18 protein-coding genes and 1 tRNA gene are annotated in these 18,149 nt (G+C 42.2%); 15 read left to right on the top strand and 4 right to left on the bottom strand.

What is annotated here, in order from left to right:
* Positions 1 to 18 precede the first annotated feature (18 nt).
* From FHX64_RS09945 to FHX64_RS09885, 13 genes are all read left to right on the top strand, one after another.
* Entirely contained in the window at positions 19 to 594 is a 576-nt protein-coding gene (locus FHX64_RS09945; RefSeq protein WP_183413713.1) for a Crp/Fnr family transcriptional regulator, read from the top strand.
* Between the two features lie 74 nt (positions 595 to 668).
* Positions 669 to 1,280, top strand: a complete 612-nt coding sequence (locus tag FHX64_RS09940) for a hypothetical protein (RefSeq protein WP_183413712.1) — start codon at positions 669 to 671, stop codon at positions 1,278 to 1,280.
* A gap of 200 nt (positions 1,281 to 1,480) precedes the next feature.
* The gene (locus tag FHX64_RS09935; RefSeq protein ID WP_183413711.1) at positions 1,481 to 1,891 is read left to right on the top strand and encodes an Rrf2 family transcriptional regulator; all 411 of its coding nucleotides are present in this window, start codon (positions 1,481 to 1,483) and stop codon (positions 1,889 to 1,891) included.
* 58 nt (positions 1,892 to 1,949) lie between these two features.
* Positions 1,950 to 2,600: an NAD(P)-dependent oxidoreductase gene (locus FHX64_RS09930; RefSeq protein ID WP_183413710.1), complete on the top strand. Its 651-nt coding sequence runs from the start codon at positions 1,950 to 1,952 to the stop codon at positions 2,598 to 2,600.
* Between the two features lie 27 nt (positions 2,601 to 2,627).
* Positions 2,628 to 3,257, top strand: a complete 630-nt coding sequence (locus FHX64_RS09925; protein ID WP_183413709.1) for a nitroreductase family protein — start codon at positions 2,628 to 2,630, stop codon at positions 3,255 to 3,257.
* A gap of 335 nt (positions 3,258 to 3,592) precedes the next feature.
* Positions 3,593 to 3,931 carry an ArsR/SmtB family transcription factor gene (locus FHX64_RS09920; RefSeq protein ID WP_183413708.1) on the top strand — a complete coding sequence of 113 codons (339 nt, stop codon included), beginning with the start codon at positions 3,593 to 3,595 and terminating at the stop codon, positions 3,929 to 3,931.
* A 69-nt stretch (positions 3,932 to 4,000) separates the two neighbouring features.
* Complete coding sequence (locus tag FHX64_RS09915; protein ID WP_183413707.1) at positions 4,001 to 4,423, top strand: arsenate reductase ArsC; 423 nt, start codon at positions 4,001 to 4,003, stop codon at positions 4,421 to 4,423.
* A gap of 1 nt (position 4,424) precedes the next feature.
* Positions 4,425 to 5,474, top strand: coding sequence for an ACR3 family arsenite efflux transporter (arsB, locus tag FHX64_RS09910; protein WP_183413706.1), 1,050 nt, complete (start codon positions 4,425 to 4,427; stop codon positions 5,472 to 5,474).
* 416 nt (positions 5,475 to 5,890) lie between these two features.
* Positions 5,891 to 6,070: a hypothetical protein gene (locus FHX64_RS09905; protein ID WP_183413705.1), complete on the top strand. Its 180-nt coding sequence runs from the start codon at positions 5,891 to 5,893 to the stop codon at positions 6,068 to 6,070.
* Positions 6,071 to 6,195: 125 nt separating this feature from the next.
* A complete protein-coding gene (locus tag FHX64_RS09900; RefSeq protein ID WP_183413704.1) occupies positions 6,196 to 6,888 on the top strand; it encodes a DUF2975 domain-containing protein in 693 nt (230 codons plus the stop codon).
* A 6-nt stretch (positions 6,889 to 6,894) separates the two neighbouring features.
* Positions 6,895 to 7,119, top strand: coding sequence for a helix-turn-helix domain-containing protein (locus FHX64_RS09895; protein ID WP_183413703.1), 225 nt, complete (start codon positions 6,895 to 6,897; stop codon positions 7,117 to 7,119).
* Between the two features lie 237 nt (positions 7,120 to 7,356).
* Entirely contained in the window at positions 7,357 to 8,631 is a 1,275-nt protein-coding gene (locus tag FHX64_RS09890) for an IS4 family transposase (RefSeq protein WP_183411908.1), read from the top strand.
* A gap of 164 nt (positions 8,632 to 8,795) precedes the next feature.
* Positions 8,796 to 10,418, top strand: coding sequence for a MutS-related protein (locus FHX64_RS09885; protein WP_183413702.1), 1,623 nt, complete (start codon positions 8,796 to 8,798; stop codon positions 10,416 to 10,418).
* A 182-nt stretch (positions 10,419 to 10,600) separates the two neighbouring features.
* On the opposite strand, the gene purL is transcribed toward FHX64_RS09885, so the two are convergent.
* Positions 10,601 to 14,311, bottom strand: coding sequence for a phosphoribosylformylglycinamidine synthase (gene purL / locus FHX64_RS09880; RefSeq protein ID WP_183413701.1), 3,711 nt, complete (start codon positions 14,309 to 14,311; stop codon positions 10,601 to 10,603).
* 355 nt (positions 14,312 to 14,666) lie between these two features.
* On the opposite strand from purL, the gene surE reads away from it, so the two are divergent.
* Together surE and FHX64_RS09870 are read left to right on the top strand one after the other, a co-directional pair.
* Positions 14,667 to 15,425: a 5'/3'-nucleotidase SurE gene (gene surE, locus FHX64_RS09875; RefSeq protein WP_183413700.1), complete on the top strand. Its 759-nt coding sequence runs from the start codon at positions 14,667 to 14,669 to the stop codon at positions 15,423 to 15,425.
* Between the two features lie 17 nt (positions 15,426 to 15,442).
* Positions 15,443 to 15,754: a hypothetical protein gene (locus FHX64_RS09870; RefSeq protein WP_183413699.1), complete on the top strand. Its 312-nt coding sequence runs from the start codon at positions 15,443 to 15,445 to the stop codon at positions 15,752 to 15,754.
* A 3-nt stretch (positions 15,755 to 15,757) separates the two neighbouring features.
* Here the strand turns inward: FHX64_RS09870 and FHX64_RS09865 are convergent, their stop codons facing one another.
* From FHX64_RS09865 to FHX64_RS09855, 3 genes are all read right to left on the bottom strand, one after another.
* On the bottom strand, positions 15,758 to 16,069 hold the full coding sequence (locus tag FHX64_RS09865; RefSeq protein WP_183413698.1) for a DUF3467 domain-containing protein: 312 nt from the start codon (positions 16,067 to 16,069) through the stop codon (positions 15,758 to 15,760).
* 77 nt (positions 16,070 to 16,146) lie between these two features.
* On the bottom strand, positions 16,147 to 17,541 hold the full coding sequence (gene clcA, locus FHX64_RS09860; protein ID WP_183413697.1) for a H(+)/Cl(-) exchange transporter ClcA: 1,395 nt from the start codon (positions 17,539 to 17,541) through the stop codon (positions 16,147 to 16,149).
* A gap of 338 nt (positions 17,542 to 17,879) precedes the next feature.
* Positions 17,880 to 17,951, bottom strand: a tRNA-Arg gene (locus tag FHX64_RS09855).
* Positions 17,952 to 18,149 lie beyond the last annotated feature (198 nt).

Here is an 18,149-nt window from a genome sequence, read left to right as displayed (position 1 = left end):
AAAATGAAATTTGAAGATATGCATTATTTAAGGCAATCATTGAAGGCTTTGGCTGACTTTTCGGATGCTGAATGGGAACTGGTGGTATCTTGTCTGCAGATCAAAACCTTTGAGAAAGGAGAACTGCTTTTGAAGGCAGGCGATGTTTGCCGCAGTCTCCTGTTTCTTCTTTCGGGAACGATTGTCTATTATTATCTCAACGATAAGGGAGACGAGATTACTACAGACTTTGCTTTCGACGGCAACTGGGTGACTGACAACAGGAGCCGTTTGAACGCAACACCTTCTCATTTGAATATTAAAGCCATTGAAAAGGTGAAAGCAGTCTCCCTGAGTCAGACGAATCTGGATGGCCTTTACAGCAGGGTTCCTCAAATGGAACATGCAGGACGGATCTTGCTTGAACAAGCTTATGTGAGACTGGTTCAACTGAGTCTCGATTTACAGATTTTATCGGCAGAAGAACGCTATCTGAAATTATGTAGAGAGCATCCACAAGCATTACAGCGTCTACCGCTTTATCATATTGCCAATTACCTGGGTATTGCTCCGAAATCGCTTAGCCGGATCAGAAATAAAAAATCATTTGCATGATTTGGTAACAATTGCGGAGAATATTTTCTTTTTCATGAGGGAACTTTGCATCATTCAATTCAAAGTTTACGATTATGAAAAAGCGATTTTTTTTGTTTGTGTGTCTGTTCTTGGCGTCAGTTAGCCTGTTTGCCCAGCGTGATTCGTTATTGGTAAAACCGGTTGCAGAATCGACTCCGAAAACATACGAAGTGAAGTCGGCTATAGAGGTCGAGAGTCTGGTGCCGATGTTTCTTACCGGTGGATTCCATTTTTGCATCGGTTATCGCTTCTATCGCTTTAGAATCCGACTGAGCGTGATCAATGGAGGACATTATGATGCAGAACCAGCAGGTATAAAAAACTCCTCCAATGACTTTAAACGGTTTTACAAAACTTCACCGGGCGTGTTTTTCGGATATAACATCTGGCGAAATCTCGAACTGTACACTTACCTTGAGTTGCATACTTTTCAGATTGAACAAGAGAGCACGGGCATCTGCAAGGATCTTCATAGTACGGATACAGGATTAGGTATTAGTTATCAATTTTTTATCGGGAAGATTTTTTATGTTCAACCGGGATTTCATCTGTATTTGAGAGCAGATAAACGTTTGGATTTTGGACCTGTCATATATTCTATACCCAACGTCGATTTTTCGCCGGTGCTTCGTCTTGGTGTCCGTTTGTGGAGTAAATCAAAATAGTATGCAGATGAAATCTTTCAGAATATTTGTAGATAGGATGATGCCGATTCTTTTTCTTTGCCTGTTGCGAGCGTACGTCAGGTAGTATAGATGTCTTTGGCCTATGATATTTTCGATCTGAAAAATATAAAAAACATTAAGCTTCTTGCAAGGCGCTGTTTCTTATCATACATTTGTACTGTAATATATAAAATTACAGTATGAGTAACAAACGATTTGCAACATCCATTCATATCCTAGCGCTTCTTGCAAAATCAGAGGATGAATTGTTGTGTTCCGATTATATTGCGGGAAGTATTAATATCAATCCTGTGACAGTGCGGAAAGAATTATCAAATCTCCAAAGGAACGGATTAATCACATCGAAAGAAGGCAAAAACGGAGGGGCGTCGCTTGCAAAATCTCCAGATACTATTCTTCTTTCGGATGTGTATATGAGTGTGCGTTCGAATGCTATTTTAGGGAATGCTCCTAATGATCCGAACCCAAAATGTCCTGTCGGCAGGCAGATCAACCGGGAGCTGGAGAAAATTTTTCTGATAGCCGAAGATGCACTTCTTTCCCGCTTGAAAACAATCACTCTTGCTGATTTTGTGAGCAATTTTGATTAGTTTTTTGTGGCCTATACTGTAGTTATTGAAGTTACAAATATATTTAAATAATACAACAATGAAGATTGCTTTGATTGGAGCTACCGGATTTGTAGGCTCCCATATTTTAGAAGAATTGATCTCCCGAAAGCATTACATAACGGCTGTTGTTCGTAATTCGGGAAAGGTGACGATAAAAAGTGAATTCCTGACCTTGGCTGAAGCAGATGTTTTTGATGCCAAAGCTTTGGTAGAGGCATTAACGGGAAATGAGTTGGTAATCAGTGCATACAATCCAGGATGGACCAATCCGAATATATATCATGATTTTCTGAAAGGTTCGCAAGCTATTCAGGCTGCCGTAAAACTGGCGGGGATACACCGCTATCTGGTAATCGGAGGTGCTGGTAGTCTTGAAATTGCTGGCAAACAGTTGGTTGACGGGCCTGATTTTCCGGCTGCGATAAAACCCGGTGCAATGGCAGCACGCGATTATCTCCAAATCCTTCGAACAGAAAAAGAACTTGAATGGACATTCTTTAGTCCGGCTATTGAGATGCATCAGGGAATTACTACCGGTCGAACCGGGAAATACCGCTTAGGAAAGGACCATCCTGTGTTTGATGAAAATGGGCGTTGCGTGCTTTCGGTGGAAGATCTGGCTGTGGCGATTGCAGATGAGGCGGAAAACCATCAGTTCCCATATCAGCGTTTTACAGCAGCATATTAATTTTAATTTTAATTTTATAAATAGAAAATGAGTGTATTAGAAAACCTGGAATGGCGTTATGCCACCAAAAGAATGAATGGAACTCCGGTTCCGCAAGCAAAGTTAGATACTATTTTAGAGGCAATCCGTATGGCTCCTACCTCGCTGGGTTTACAACCGTTTAAAGTAATTGTGGTGGAAGATGCCGCTTTGCGTGAGAAAATTTACAACGAAGCCTGTCAACAACCCCAGGTCAAAGAAGGGTCTCATTTGTTGATTTTTGCAGCTTATACTAAAATTACGCCCCAAGATGTGGACGAATACATGGACTTGATTGCAAAAACACGCGAAGTGCCGGTTGAGGCACTCAGCGATTTCAAATCAATGATCACTTCATCCCTTTTCAACGGGGAAGTTCAGCATTATGCGTGGACAGCGCGTCAGGCCTATATTGCTTTTGGAATAGGCATTGTGGCTGCCGCCGAAGAAAAAGTGGATGCCACACCGATGGAAGGTTTCAGTGTGGAGGCTTTGGATCGAGTTCTGGACTTGACCGAAAAAAATCTTAGTGCGGTGACTATTCTGGCTTTGGGCTACAGAGACCCCGAAACGGATTATTTGGCAAACGCTAAAAAAGTGAGGAAACGTGGTGCAGATTTATTTATTCATCTACCGTGACTTAGCACTCAATATGATTGAATATAGATGAGAATGACAACCCTTACAAATGGTTTATTTGTAAGGGTTGTCTCTTTTGTGGGTTCTGCTGTGAACATTTTGAGGGTGATAAAAGACAGAGCGCAGCTGTGTTTTTTTTACGTTTACGCTACAGCCAACCCAGCTAGAAGATCGCATGTTGCTTAATCAAAAATGTCCTTTGTAAGGAGTAACTAAATATATATAAGTTATTTAGGCAATATGGAATAGAGGGTGGTATAAGAAAATATGCTTGTTTTCTTGCTTTTGCTAAAATTATGTCGTATATTTGCGACATAAAACATAACAATAAGGACATGATTAAAGCAGATGTGTTTGATATAAAATTGCAGGAACTTTCGGAGTTTGCCAAAGTAATCTCCCATCCGGCGAGGTTAGCCATATTGCAATTTCTTGCCGAAACAAAGACCTGTATTTCGGGTGATATATCCGATTATTTACCTTTAAGCCGCAGTACTGTGTCTCAACATTTGAAAGAACTTCGCGATCTTGGCCTGATTCATGGCGAGATTGACGGGTTGAAGATCAATTATTGCTTATGCAGTTCTAACATCAACAAATATAAGCTGTTATTCAATATCTTTTTCGAAAATATAGACTCCGAAGGAATAGGATGTGACACTGACTGTGAATAGCGGGATAATCCAAAAACAGCGGTCATGTATTTGCTTTTCTCCATAGTCAGTTTTTAATTCAACAATATAATGAAAATATTAATTCTTTGCACAGGAAACAGTTGCCGTAGCCAAATGGCTCACGGTTTTCTTCAGTCGTTTGATGATTCCATTATTGTTTGTTCGGCAGGTACCCAGGCTACCGGCAAGCTCAATCAGCAGGCGGTTGCTGCGATGAAAGAGATAGGAATAGACATTAGCCACCATACCTCCGATCCGGTAGAAAAATATCTGGACGAAGAGTGGGATTATGTGATTACTGTTTGTGGGGGAGCCAACGAGGCATGTCCTGCATTTCTCGGTAAGGTAAAACACCGCCTGCATATCGGGTTCGATGATCCTTCCTATGCTACAGGATCCGATGCTTTTGTCCGGAGTGAATTCCGCCGGGTCCGGGATGAGATAAAAGAAAGATTCTATCAGTTCTATATTGAGAACATCAAAAACAGGTAGTATGTCGTCGCAGAAACACCTGAAATTTTTAGACCGCTACTTGACGTTATGGATTTTTCTTGCCATGTTTGCCGGGGTGTTTGCCGGCTGGCTAAATCCAGGCATTGCCCGATTCTGGGATAGCCTCTCTTCCGGTACAACAAACATTCCTATTGCCATTGGGTTGATTGTGATGATGTATCCACCATTGGCAAAGGTGAAATATGAAGAATTGCCTGACGTGTTCCGGAATATGAAGGTATTGGTTTTGTCATTGATACAAAACTGGATTATTGGGCCTCTCCTGATGTTTGTGCTGGCTGTCGTGTTGCTTCGTTTTAACATCGACTATATGTATGGGCTTATTCTGATCGGTCTTGCCCGCTGCATAGCCATGGTGATTGTATGGAATGATCTTGCAGGAGGTGATGCTCAGTATGCTGCCGGATTAGTGGCCTTTAATTCGATCTTTCAGGTGCTGTTTTTCTCACTTTATGCCTATTTTTTTATTGCTATCCTACCCGGTTGTTTCGGATTGCCTGTAAATGATGCTGTATCGCAAATCACTATCGGAACGATTGCCAAAAGTGTATTTATCTATCTGGGAATACCGTTTGTTGCCGGGTTCCTGACCCGTTTTGTGCTGATCAGGATAAAAAACAAAGAGTGGTATCATACGAAATTTATACCACGGATAAGCCCCCTGACTTTGATTGCATTGCTGTTTACTATTGTCGTGATGTTTTCGCTTAAAGGTGGATATATAGTAAAAATCCCTTTGGATGTTATCCGGATCGCCATTCCCTTGGTTATTTATTTTGTAATTATGTTTTTTGCATCGTTCTTTATGAGCCAGAAAGCCGGAGCAAATTACGAGCAGTCCGCTACCTTGTCGTTTACTGCGGCGAGCAACAATTTTGAATTGGCTATTGCAGTAGCTATTGCGGTTTTTGGTATTAATTCAGGCGAAGCCTTTGCCGCAGTTATAGGTCCGCTGGTGGAAGTGCCGGTGATGATCGGACTGGTCAATGTAGCTCTCTGGTTTCAGAAATCGTTCAGGACAAACAAATAATCCACTATCCTCATTTCTCTATATATTCTCCTAAGGATTTATATTCTTTAGCAAAATAGAGAATAGCCTGTGCCTAGAATCAATCTGATTGAATATTCAGACTTGCAATCCATAAAGCAGTTCATTCTGCTGTGTGATGCAAAAAATATCCCCCTTTACATCAATTTCTTCTTTTTGTATTGTCAAGATTTGTTCAACACAAATTTTGTTACTTGTTTTCTCAACGCTATATGCCTTACAGAGAAAGATTGATTCCATGATGATATTCGTTATGGCAACGTTGTTTGGATGAAACTATAAATAATATTAAATTATTGATTATCGATAAATAGTTTTCGTTTTTCGATAATATCATATATCTTTGCATATCGATAAACAATAAATGAGCACTTCCTTTATACATAAATTATAGCTATATGAAAAATAAGAAGACCCTCCGCATTGTGCTTTTCTTTGTAGTAGTTGTTGCAATTTTGGCTACAGCTAACATTGCAAATCCTAATCATAGGAATACGGCTTCATATGAGAAAGGATATACAGCCGGTTCGATGATACGGCATTATCTTATGGTTTTAGCTAGTGTTGGATTCAAGTAAACATTCACAAATCAGCTTTACTGTCAACTACTTACGGACAAAATAAATTAAAACTTCACAGGCAGAGTAGTGTATCAAACGGATAATATAATACGAATTCCATGCAACTTTAACCATAAAACAGTATGAAAAAACCAGATGGGAAACGACGATTGGCTTTATTAGCCATTTTAGTAGGGATCGTTTATTTGTTCTTGATAGGAATGAATGTCCTTGATGTTTTTAATAAGTCGCGCCAAAGCATTAGATATTTATCAAGCCAAGACCAATGTAGTAAATCCTCGCATGACGGTAAGTCTACTTCGGATTACTTTATCTCTGTCATGCCAACATATAATACACAATTTCAGGATTCTATCATCAACTTAAAGAGTGAGCGGAAAATTGCAGTAGCTTTCTTTCCAATACATACGATTTGGCTTAGAGCCTCTAATGATAAACCAATGCCTCTGTTGGTTAAAGTCTTCAATATTATCGGAGGACTATCATTATTGATCGCTATTGTCTTGTTAATTTATATCCCTATTTTATTCTATAAGCTGCTGTATGCCATCGTTAAAGGAAATATTTTTGCCAAAGGAATTGTTCAACAAATTAGGAAACTGGCTTTATTATTGCTTGTTATGTATGCCTTAGGGTTGCTATGGCGTTTGTCCTTATTTGAAATCAATACCATACTATTTCAATTTGCCAACTATCGGATCGTATTCGCAAATCCAAATATGATTTGGCTTTTACTGGGTGTCTTAGCCCTACTAATTGCAGAAGTCATTGCCAGAGGTGCAGACTTGGAAGAGGAACAAGAACTAACTATATAACAGGATATGCCAATCATAGTAAATTTGGATTTGATGATGGCCAAACGAAAGATATCACTCAACGAACTTTCGGAAAGAGTTGAAATTACGCCGGCCAACCTTTCAATATTGAAAACCGGAAAGGCTAAAGCAATTCGCTTCAGTACACTCGAAGCGATCTGCAAGGAACTGCAATGCCAGCCTGGTGACATTTTGGAATGGACTGATGAAGCTAACGTTACATCTCCTTGAATTTTTTCTAAGAATAAAATGATTTGTATTGAATAAATAATTACAAATCAGTATTCAATGTCGTTTAATTAAGAATACCCATCTTAGAGTCTGACAGGAAATGAATTACCTCAAAGAAAAAGTTGTTTGTATTTTGTAGTGTGAGAATTTCTTCGTATTTTTAAACCATATATTAATGGGGGTAACCCAAGTACTAATCAAAAAGCGGATTACCGTGGAAATGTATCTAAAAACATAGTGTATGAACTTGATAACGAAGAGTTTAGGGGACGCTCACGAGGTGTCCTTAAAAAAGTATTTACACGAGATAGAGTACTGACATTCAAAAATTTAATTGTATTGATCATAACATTTAAGTCATCCATACAACGAGAATTAGACGGTTTTTTCAAAGCGGTTAATCAATCGGATTTTAATATTCGAGCCGTAACAAAAGGTGCTTTTTCGACAGCTCGTTCCAAATTGGATCCATGGGCTTTTGAACGACTGAATGAAGTTGCTGTGAATACTTTTTATGATGAAGCGCCCTATTATTTATGGGAAGAGCATCGGGTGTTAGCTGTCGATGGAACGCGTTTGGTGCTGCCGAATCACCCAAGTGTGGTAGAGGAATTTGGGGTGCATGAATTTGGTCCCAAAGCAGATAGCCCACGTTCATTGGCTTTGGGATCGGTGCTGTATGATGTTTTGAACAAGGTTACTATTGAAGGGCAATTAGCACCTTATTCAAGCAGCGAAAACAGTTTATTAATGAAGCATTTATCCAAAGTCAAAAAAGGAGATTTATTGCTACTTGATCGGGGCTATCCAAGTTTCTGGTTGTTGTTTTTACTTCAGGCCGAGGGGATTGAATTTTGTGTTCGCTTGAAAGAGGATTGGTGGTTAAAGGTAAAAGATTTTACCGAAAGTGAAGAAAAAGAAAGGATCGTAACTTTTACCTTGCCAAAAAAAGACAGAAAGAAGTTGGCTGAATATCCCCACATGCAAGATACAACGATCACCTGCCGTTTAGTAAAAATAGGTTTGCCGGATGGAAGCAAAGAGATATTGTGTACCTCTTTGATAGATGCAGAAAAATATAAATACGAAGATTTTGATGAATTGTATCATCTTCGCTGGGGAGTAGAAGAAGCATATAAGTTGCTAAAAAGCAGAATAGAATTAGAAGATTTCTCAGGTAAAACAGCCATAGCGGTAAGGCAAGATTTTCATGCAAAAATCTTTTTAATGAGTCTTTGTGCTATTTACGCGCATCCCATTGACGAAAAAGTAAGAGAAGAATACAAGGCTGATGAACAAAGAAAATACAATCAACAGATTAATCAAACAAATGCTTTATCAATGACTCAAAATATTCTGATACCACTACTGCTTAAACAACAATTTGAAAAAGCAATGCAGGCATTCGATTCAGTGGTTGAAAAAACCAGAGAAGTCATCCGTCCGGGACGTAGTAACGAACGAAAGAAAAAGCCCAAAAAACTTTACTCCATGAATTACAAAAGATTATAGCTTCACCTTAATTAAACGACATTGAATCAGTATTCCGATTAATAAAATGTGGATGAGATGGAGAAAATTCTGTGTAAACTAATCAAATGATGAATAATATGTTTATAAGCAGGAGGCATTTTCCAAGCAGACTCAAATAGAGACCAAAAACAAATAGATAAAATATGAACTGGCTGAATTTGATCTATTTCGGGCGTGAGAAACTAAGGAGAAAACGGAAGATTGAAACTCCGTTTGGAAGCCTGAAACTGGACGAGGCTGATATGAGCCATATCTCCGGCTATTTTGCAAACCGTCCACACACACTGGGGCAACAGGTGGTAGCAGATAAAGTGTGGAATGACCTGAACGGCGATGATCTGTTCCGCTTTGTCGATCGTACCAACTCCGGCATTGGGCAACAGGTACTATATGACACGTTACGCACTATTCCTTCTTCCGGTTTTGTCCGTACACATGAAGCCATAATCGATACCTTTACCACAGATGAAACATGGAGGGAGCCCATTCGAAAAGAGTTGAAGCGACTGTCCCACCGCGATGCTTACGATGTGGTTCAATTGTTTCAGCACAACCATAAACTGCCTGATGAAAGATTGCGCCTGGCTTTTCGTATTTGCCGTTTCCTGCCTGCCGGACTCTTGGGATTGTTGCTGATCTTCCAAACAACAACACTCCTTTATCTGTTTATCCTCTCGATGTTGATCAATATCGTATTGCATTATTGGAATAAACGCACCTTGTGGAGTTACCTGCATTCGATTCCTCAATTTTTAATTTTGCTGCGAGTGGCTGGGAGATTGGCAAAAGACGAACGATTGAGGCCTGTACAGAATATGATTGACCAATCTCTCTCCATGCTTCATCCTTTACGAAACAAACTGGCCTTGTTCCGTTTTGATGTCAAGCTGGATGCCGACCTATCCGTTGTGTTTTTTATTATCAGCGAATTGATCCGCTGTTTTTTCCTGCTTGAGCCAAATACGTTGCTGGATGTGATGAAACTTTTCAACCGGCAACACCGTGAAATAGAACAGGTATACCGGTTTGTCGGAGATGTTGACATGCTCTGTTCCATTGCCTCTTTGCGGGCAGGATTGCCCTATTATTGCCATCCGTCACCGGCAGAACCCAAATGCATTGAAGCCGTCGATATGTACCATCCGTTGATCGAAGCGTGCATCTCCAACAATTTTTCCAACCGGAGAAAGTCCGTTATCCTTACCGGCTCGAACATGTCGGGAAAAACGGCTTTTATCCGGACGGTAGCCATCAATGTACTGACGGCACAAACCATTCATACCTGTTTTGCTAAAAACTTTCATCTGACACCCATGCAGATCTTTTCCTCTATTCAAATCAGCGACGACCTGATGAATGCCCGGAGCTACTATCTGCAGGAGGTGTTGACTGTGAAAGAAATGATCGAAGCAACCGAAAAACTTGCCTCATCTCTTTTCCTGCTGGACGAACTATTTAAGGGAACCAATACAACGGAACGGATTGCGGCAGGTAAAGCTGTGCTTTCTGCGCTGAATACAGGGAACAACCTGGTATTGATTGCAACGCATGACCTTGAACTGGCAGAGCTGCTGCAAAATGAATATGATCTTTATCATTTTAGCGAGCAAATCAACGGGGCAGAGCTTGCATTCGATTATAAACTGAAAAAAGGCGTTATGACCCAACGAAACGCCATTCGTATCCTGGAGCTCTACCATTATCCGCCCGAAACTGTTGCCGAGGCTTATGAAACAACTACTATCCTTACCCAGATTTCAAAATAAACACACCACGAACTCATATTGGCAAGTGTCAAAGGTTGCAAAAAACTCATTTATAATAGTGGTTTTAGATATTCTTTCAAATAAAAATTGAGGGAGAACGAGATTGTCATATCTGACTGTCTTTCTCCCTCAATGATATTATGTCGTATGGAGCGGAATCTTTCGTTTAGGGGATATTGCGTTTACCGTTTTTTTTCGATCCACTGTCTGGCGTTGACAAATGCCTCGATCCATGGGGTAACCTCGTCATTATCATGTCTGTCCACTGGATATTGTGCCCATTGCCATGGGAAAATGGCTCGTTCGAGGTGTGGCATCATGGCCAGATGGCGCCCGTCGGCAGAGCAGATACCTGCTGTGTCGAAGTCTGATCCGTTCGGATTGGCCGGATAGCTTGAATAACTATATTTGGCCACGATGTTGTAGTGGTTTTCCGTGTAGGGGAATTGGAATTTTCCTTCCCCATGCGCTACCCAGATGCCCAGCCGGCTGCCGGACAGCGAACGGAACAGTACCGACTCGTTTTGCGGAATGGTGACGTTGACAAATCCAGACTCAAATTTGTGGGAGTTATTATGCGTCATTGTAGGTTGTTTCTCGTGTTCGGGATATACCAAATTCATTTCCACCATCAACTGGCAACCATTGCAGATACCCAGACTGAGTGTATCCTGACGTGCATAGAAACGGTCGAGCGTCTCTTTCGCCGTCGGATTGAAGAGCAGCCCGCCTGCCCATCCTTTGGCTGATCCCAACACGTCGGAGTTGGAAAATCCACCGCAGAATACAATGAACTGTACGTCGTCCAGTGTTTCACGTCCGGAAGCCAGGTCGGTAGCGTGGACATCCTTCACGTCGAAGCCTGCCAGATAGAGGGCATATGCCATTTCGCGTTCCCCGTTTGTCCCTTTTTCCCGCATAATAGCGGCTTTAATGCCAGATGGTTTTCGGTCATAGCTGAGCGAGAACTGGTCGAGGCTTCCGTTGAAGCCCGGATTGAAACGGAAGGACAACGGTATTTGTTTATAGTTTTGATAACGTTGCAAAGCCAACGTTTCGCCACTTTGCCTGCGGTCGAGCAGGTAAGAGGGTTTATACCAGAGATCGCGCAGGTAGTCGATATCAAATACAAGGTTTTCTTCATTGCCTATAATTAGGGTGCGTTGTGCTTCGGGTGTTGCGATGGTTGCAAAGCGTACGCCATATTGTTGCAGCAAGGCTTCGACCTTTGCCTTGTCTTCTACCTGAATTACTGCCGCCGGATTCTCAGCAAACAGCAGGGTAACCAGTGATGCTTCCATTGATTCTTTAGGGCAAAGTATAGTTTGAAGCTCTTTCAGGTTGACGGACAATCCTCCTTTTGTGTTGGCGAAGCACATCTCGAGTAGGGTAGTCAACAGACCGCCACCCGACACATCGTGTCCTGCCAGAATCAAACCGTTTTGAATCAGCGATTGTACCGCTGTGAAGGCGCTGCGGAAATAAACAGCGTCCGAAACGGTTGGAGCCTCGCTACCGATATGGTTAAGCGTTTGTGCCAATGCCGAGCCTCCCAGTCGCAACGGGCTATTGGAAAAGTCAATATAGTAAAGCGTTGTATTTTTATTGTTCACCAAAACAGGGGAAATGATGCTCCGAATGTCTTTTACCTCGGCTGCTGCTGAGATAATGACGGTTCCCGGATCGAACACCTTCTGTCCGTCATAATTTTGTGTCATTGAGAGGCTGTCTTTCCCTGTGGGGATGTTAACTCCCAGTTCGCATGCAAAATTGCTGCATGCTTCTACGGCACGATAGAGCCTTACGTCTTCTCCTTCGTTTTTGCAGGGCCACATCCAGTTGGCGCTGAGCGATACGCTGATGAGTCCGTCGGCAAGAGGCGCCCATACGATGTTGGTTAAAGCTTCGGCAATCGAGAGTACCGATCCAGCTTCAGGACTGATTAATGCCGCAGCCGGCGCATGCCCAATGGAAGTGGCGATACCTGTTTTTCCACGGTAATCCAATGCCATTACGCCAACATCATTCAGCGGAAGTTGCAGTTCGCCTGCGGTTTGTTGCCGGGCTACCTTCCCGGTGACGGAACGGTCAACTTTGTTTGTCAGCCAGTCTTTGCAGGCCACGTTTTCCAGTTGCAGTACGTTGGCAATGTATTGTTGAATCAGGTTGGCATCTGTTTTTACAGTTTCATACGTTTCTTTCACGCTGTGGTCGGTGATCACGGTACGCGGTGGTTTGCCGAACATGTCATCAAGACGGAGGTCGATGGGGCGTTGCCCGTCTTTTTGTTCGAAAACAAAATGCATATCGCCTGTCGTTTCGCCTACTACGTAGAGTGGAGCACGTTCGCGTTTTGAAATAGTATCGATTTGTTTAATAGCCTTTTCGTCAACCAGTAATCCCATACGTTCCTGGCTTTCATTGCCGATAATCTCTTTGGCCGATAAGGTAGGATCGCCTACCGGTAATTGTTCCATATCGATTTTACCACCCGTCGATTCAATTAGTTCCGACAGGCAGTTGAGGTGACCGCCGGCTCCGTGGTCATGGATGGAAACCACCGGGTTATGATCCATCTCGGCGAGGGCGCGGATAACATTAGCAACCCGTTTCTGCATTTCGGGGTTAGCCCGTTGCACGGCATTCAGTTCGATAGCATTGGCATATTGACCGGTATTGACTGATGATACTGCCCCGCCTCCCATGCCAATTCGGTAGTTGTCGCCGCCCATTACGATGACTTTCTGTCCCGGCTTCGGAGTCTCTTTCAGACTATCCTGTTTCTTGGCGAACCCGATGCCGCCTGCCAGCATGATTACTTTATCGTAACCGAATGTTTTTTTGTGTTCGATATGTTCGAATGTCAGTACTGATCCGCAAATCAAGGGTTGTCCGAACTTGTTGCCGAAATCGCTTGCTCCGTTTGAGGCCTTGATCAGGATCTGCTCCGGAGTGTGGTAAAGCCACTTGCGTGCCGGGATAGCTTTTTCCCATTCCCGGGCAACATCATTACGGGCATATGATGTCATGTAAACGGCTGTACCTGCAAGGGGAAGACTGGCTTTGCCGCCGGCAAGACGGTCACGGATTTCGCCGCCACTGCCTGTGGCTGCGCCGTTGAAAGGTTCTACGGTGGTAGGGAAGTTATGGGTTTCCGCTTTCAGGGAAATGACCGAATCGAAGGATTTTACTTCGAAAAAGTCGGGTTTGTCGTTGGATGCTGGAGCGAACTGTTCGATATGCGGTCCAACGTTGAAAGCAACATTATCGTGATAGGCGGATAATAAGTGATTCGGATTGGTTTGGGATGTCTTTTTGATCAGTTGGAAGAGGGAAGATTCCTTTTCTTGTCCATCAAGAATAAATTTTCCGTTGAAAATTTTATGACGGCAATGTTCGGAATTCACTTGCGAGAAACCAAACACTTCGCTGTCTGTCAGGGATCGTCCAATCTTTTTACTAATAGCGTTGAGGTAAGCAATCTCATCGTCGTTCAGTGCCAATCCTTCACTTTTGTTATAAGACTCGATATCGTCAATATAGCGGATAGGATCTGGCGATTTCAGGATAGTGTACAACTCCTGGTCAAGTTTGTCGTATTCGTGCTGTAACATCGGGTCAAAAGCAGCTCCTTCCCGGACAACAGCAAATTCTTCTATACGAAAAATGCCGTCAATACCCATGTTTTGAGTGATTTCGACGGCATTAGTACTCCAAGGGGTGATCATTTCCCGGCGTGGACCGACGAAATGGCCGGTAATCTCTTGTTGATCGAGTAAAACGGCATTGTCAAACAACCATTTTAGTTTTTGAATGGCTTCCGCATCCAACGGTCGGGAAGCGCCAACGGCATAAAGCGGATGAAAATCATCCTTTTGAAAAAAAAGAATCATGGGCTTTTATGAGGAATATTTTAAGTTACAAAGGTAAGAATTTTCACTGTCTGGCGCAAATCGTCCTCAATTTGATTTTGTTATTCAGGAAGATTACATTTGGTCGTGGGGGTACATATGACAACACAAGCATGTAAGAAATGATGATTGCATAATTGAAACGCGTTCCCATTGAATTGAAACAGAAAAGCCATATATCTATGAAAGTATTGTTGTATCTTTGTGTCGAAGCATATTTTTGAATTTTATGTTTACAATATAAAGTTGTTGTAAATTAGATTTTTATGTTGTGTTGCGTGGTGTTTTTTTTCTTATAGTCAGTGAGTTAGTTTGTCTGCAAAACTTGAATTAATATATGCGACCCTCAATATTGATTACCAATGATGACGGCCTGATGGCTAAAGGCCTTCAGGAGCTTATCGAAGCTATGAAACCACTCGGGGATCTTGTCGTGGTGGCGCCTGATAGTCCTCGTTCGGGCATGTCGAGTGCCATTACCGTGAATATTCCTACTCGCCTTCATAAAATCAGCGAAGAGAAAGGAGTGGTTAGATACCGTTGTTCCGGCACACCGGTAGATTGTGTCAAGCTGGGACTTCACATTTTATTTCCCAATAAAGCTCCTGATCTGCTGGTTACTGGTATTAATCACGGAACCAACTCTTCTATTAGCGTTGTCTATTCAGGGACGATGGGCGCCGCTATTGAAGGATGTATAAACGAAGTACCTTCCATCGGTTTCTCATTATGCAACCATCAACCCGATGCTGACTTTTCGAAGGTGCTTCCTTCTGTGAGTAGTATTGCACGTAATGTGTTGGAGCATGGTCTGCCGGAAGGAGTGTGTCTTAATGTCAATATGCCTGATGTTGAGCCTCAGGGCGTAAAGGTATGCCGTCAGACAAGCGGTCGCTGGACGGAAGAATTTGTACGCCATGTTGACCCTCACGGTCATCCTTACTTCTGGCTGACAGGTAATTTTTCGAATGACGAACCGCATGCTATGGATACGGATGAATGGGCTTTGGCAAATAACTACATTGCCATTGTGCCGACCAAGATCGACATGACTGCATATGACGCAATGGATGCGATTAAAAGTTGGCAATTTTAATAAAACAAGGCGCTTCGATGAACCTTAAACTAAGTTTCAAATGGCTGGATAGCTTCTGGGTAGGGCTGATCAGCGGGTTGATCATGCCTGTTGTGTTCGGACTGGTTTTCTATCATCAGGCCTATCGCGGGGATTTATCCATGTGGGAAGCCCTGAAGTTGAACATACAATGGAAACTTCCCCTGTTCGGAAAATTGATTCTGGTCAGCATTGTTCCCGATTTAGGGACTTTATTTTTGTTCTACCAGGCCGAATATTGGAAATCATCCCGCGGTATGATCGTGTCGACAGCGCTATTCTTTATCCTTTCATTCTACTTTCTGACCTGACGGTTATGCATTGCCTCCGTTGAAATTGATAGGTGGCATCATCGGGTTGTTGCTCCCTTCGGCCACCTTGATTTTTCCAAAAATGGATTCATATTTGGCTATGTTGTCCTGCAAAGCCATCAACAGACGCTTGGCGTGTTCGGGAGTAAGAATGATACGAGATTTCACATTGGCTTTCGGCGTACCGGGCATAATGCGAATGAAATCGACGACAAATTCGGACGAAGAATGCGAGATAATGGCCAGATTGGAATAAATGCCTTCGGCCACTTCCTCGGATAAAGCAATATTAAATTGGTTATCTTGGGTTTCCATAGCGATGATTTTTATGGGATGTTATTTCAACAAAAGTAATGATTATGTCTTGAACTGCCTAACCGAACGAAATAAAATCACTTGTGTTGCTGGGCAGCGTTTTCGAGGGTACGTTTCAACAACGTGGTATAAATTGGTTTATTGCCAAACATGGTGGTGAAGATCGAAGCAGTAATGGAAGTCACCAATAATGGCAGGATGAGTTCGAAGTTTGCCGTCATTTCAATAGCCAGTACAAGGCCGGTTAGTGGAGCTCTAACGGTGGATGCAAAGATGCCGGCCATTCCAGCGACGGCAAAAATGCCAGGAGAAAGAATCTGGGCGGGGAATACGCTTTGCATCATATTTCCGAATAGCATACCGAACACAACCCCCATCGCCAGCAACGGGGCGAAAATACCTCCCGAAACTCCGGTGCTGTAGCCCAGGATGGTCAGGATAAGCCGACTTAGGAACAGGATAAGCAAAAATACAAATGTAAAAGAGTGGTCGAGAACAAAACGAATGGTCTGATAACCTCCTCCAATAAGATTAAAATTGAAAATTCCGACAATGGCAACGACGATACCGACAGTTCCGGCATAGATATAAGCATTACGTTTCGATAATTTGCGGGTACGGTTCAGAGTTTTGATCAGATATGCATTAAAAAGATACCCTACGAGACTTAAAAAGAGCCCGAACACAAAAAACATCCAGATAGATTGTAACGGTGGATGATTGAAGATAGTCATGTGAACCACGGGGTCAACGCCGATCAAAGCCCTTACCACAAAATCGGCAGTACTCGAGGCTATCATGATGCCGGCAAGAGAGAAAAATTTATAATGAAAATGGCCGTGCAGCTCTTCGATCACGAAAACGATTCCTGATAAAGGAGCGTTGAAAGCGGTTGCCAGTCCTGCAGCGGCTCCTGCCGAAACAAGAGGATTTACTTCATCGTCAGGGCGGCGGAATGTGTCTGTAAACATTTTTCCGATATTAGCGCCTATTTGGATGGTCGGTCCTTCACGTCCGAGAAGCAAACCGCTGCCTAATGAGAAAAGAGAACTGACGAATTTAACGGGTAATACTCGTTTCCATCGCAACGGTCTTGCCTGATCCAGCGCCCCTTCCACTTCCTGAACACCGCTTCCGGATGCTTCCGGAGCAAGATTCTTAACCAAGGCATATGAAATTAAAACGCTGATGGTTGATAAAATAATCAATATAAAGTAATTAATTAGCTTGCCATTTGAATTGTAAGCGTATAATTCCGTGCTGAGCTTGTTTATGTAATCTAACGTAAGACGGAAGACCGAACCTACCAATCCAACGCTCAATCCGATAGAAAAGGCAAAAAAAAGCAATTCAAAATTTCTCTTCTCTGCATCAATAAAACGTTGCGTCGTTTTCCAGGAACCCGATACAAATCCGATGGGTTTTTGCGATTTGTGAAGGAATTTTCGAATTGTAGTAACGTTTAGCTTCATGGATGCTTTTTTTATCTCCATTCTTTTCAACGTGTGATGGGTTTCGCTCAGGTTGTTTCGTCATATCAAGCCTGATGAAAGCGATATTTTTAGGTATAAAGGTTTCTTTTGACTGCCCAAAGATACAATATGGAATCTCTTTTTCAAACATCCAAGGACAAAAAAGAAAGAATTATTTCTGTAATTATTTTTGAAATATCATTATTCCCAAATGAGATTTTTTAATGAAGAATATGTGCCCCCTTTTGTGGGAAGGATTTACATTAAGTGAAATGTGCTTGCATCGATCGGAAGCTTTTAGTGATCGGAACGCAAGCGCAACCTTACAAAAGAAGAAGTAGTCCCACCGGGAATCGAACCCGGATTTGAAGTTTAGGAAACTTCCGTTCTATCCATTGAACTATAAGACCGTTGATTTCGTTAACAAAGATAATGGTTTTGCTGCAAAGTATCAAATACTTTATTGCTTCAAACCAACGGTAGAAAAATCAGTCCATTTTTTCGGATGACAATGTGTGGGATGCGTGTTTATTTTTATTAAGCGTATAATAAAAGGCTGTGAAATTAAAAAGTAATAGAATATTTTGTTTTTTCAGAATGACCGATTA

The organism is Microbacter margulisiae (genome assembly GCF_014192515.1).
Classification (GTDB): domain Bacteria; phylum Bacteroidota; class Bacteroidia; order Bacteroidales; family Paludibacteraceae; genus Microbacter; species Microbacter margulisiae.
Note: the sequence above shows the minus strand (reverse complement) of the source record. Positions and strands in the feature narration are given on the sequence as shown.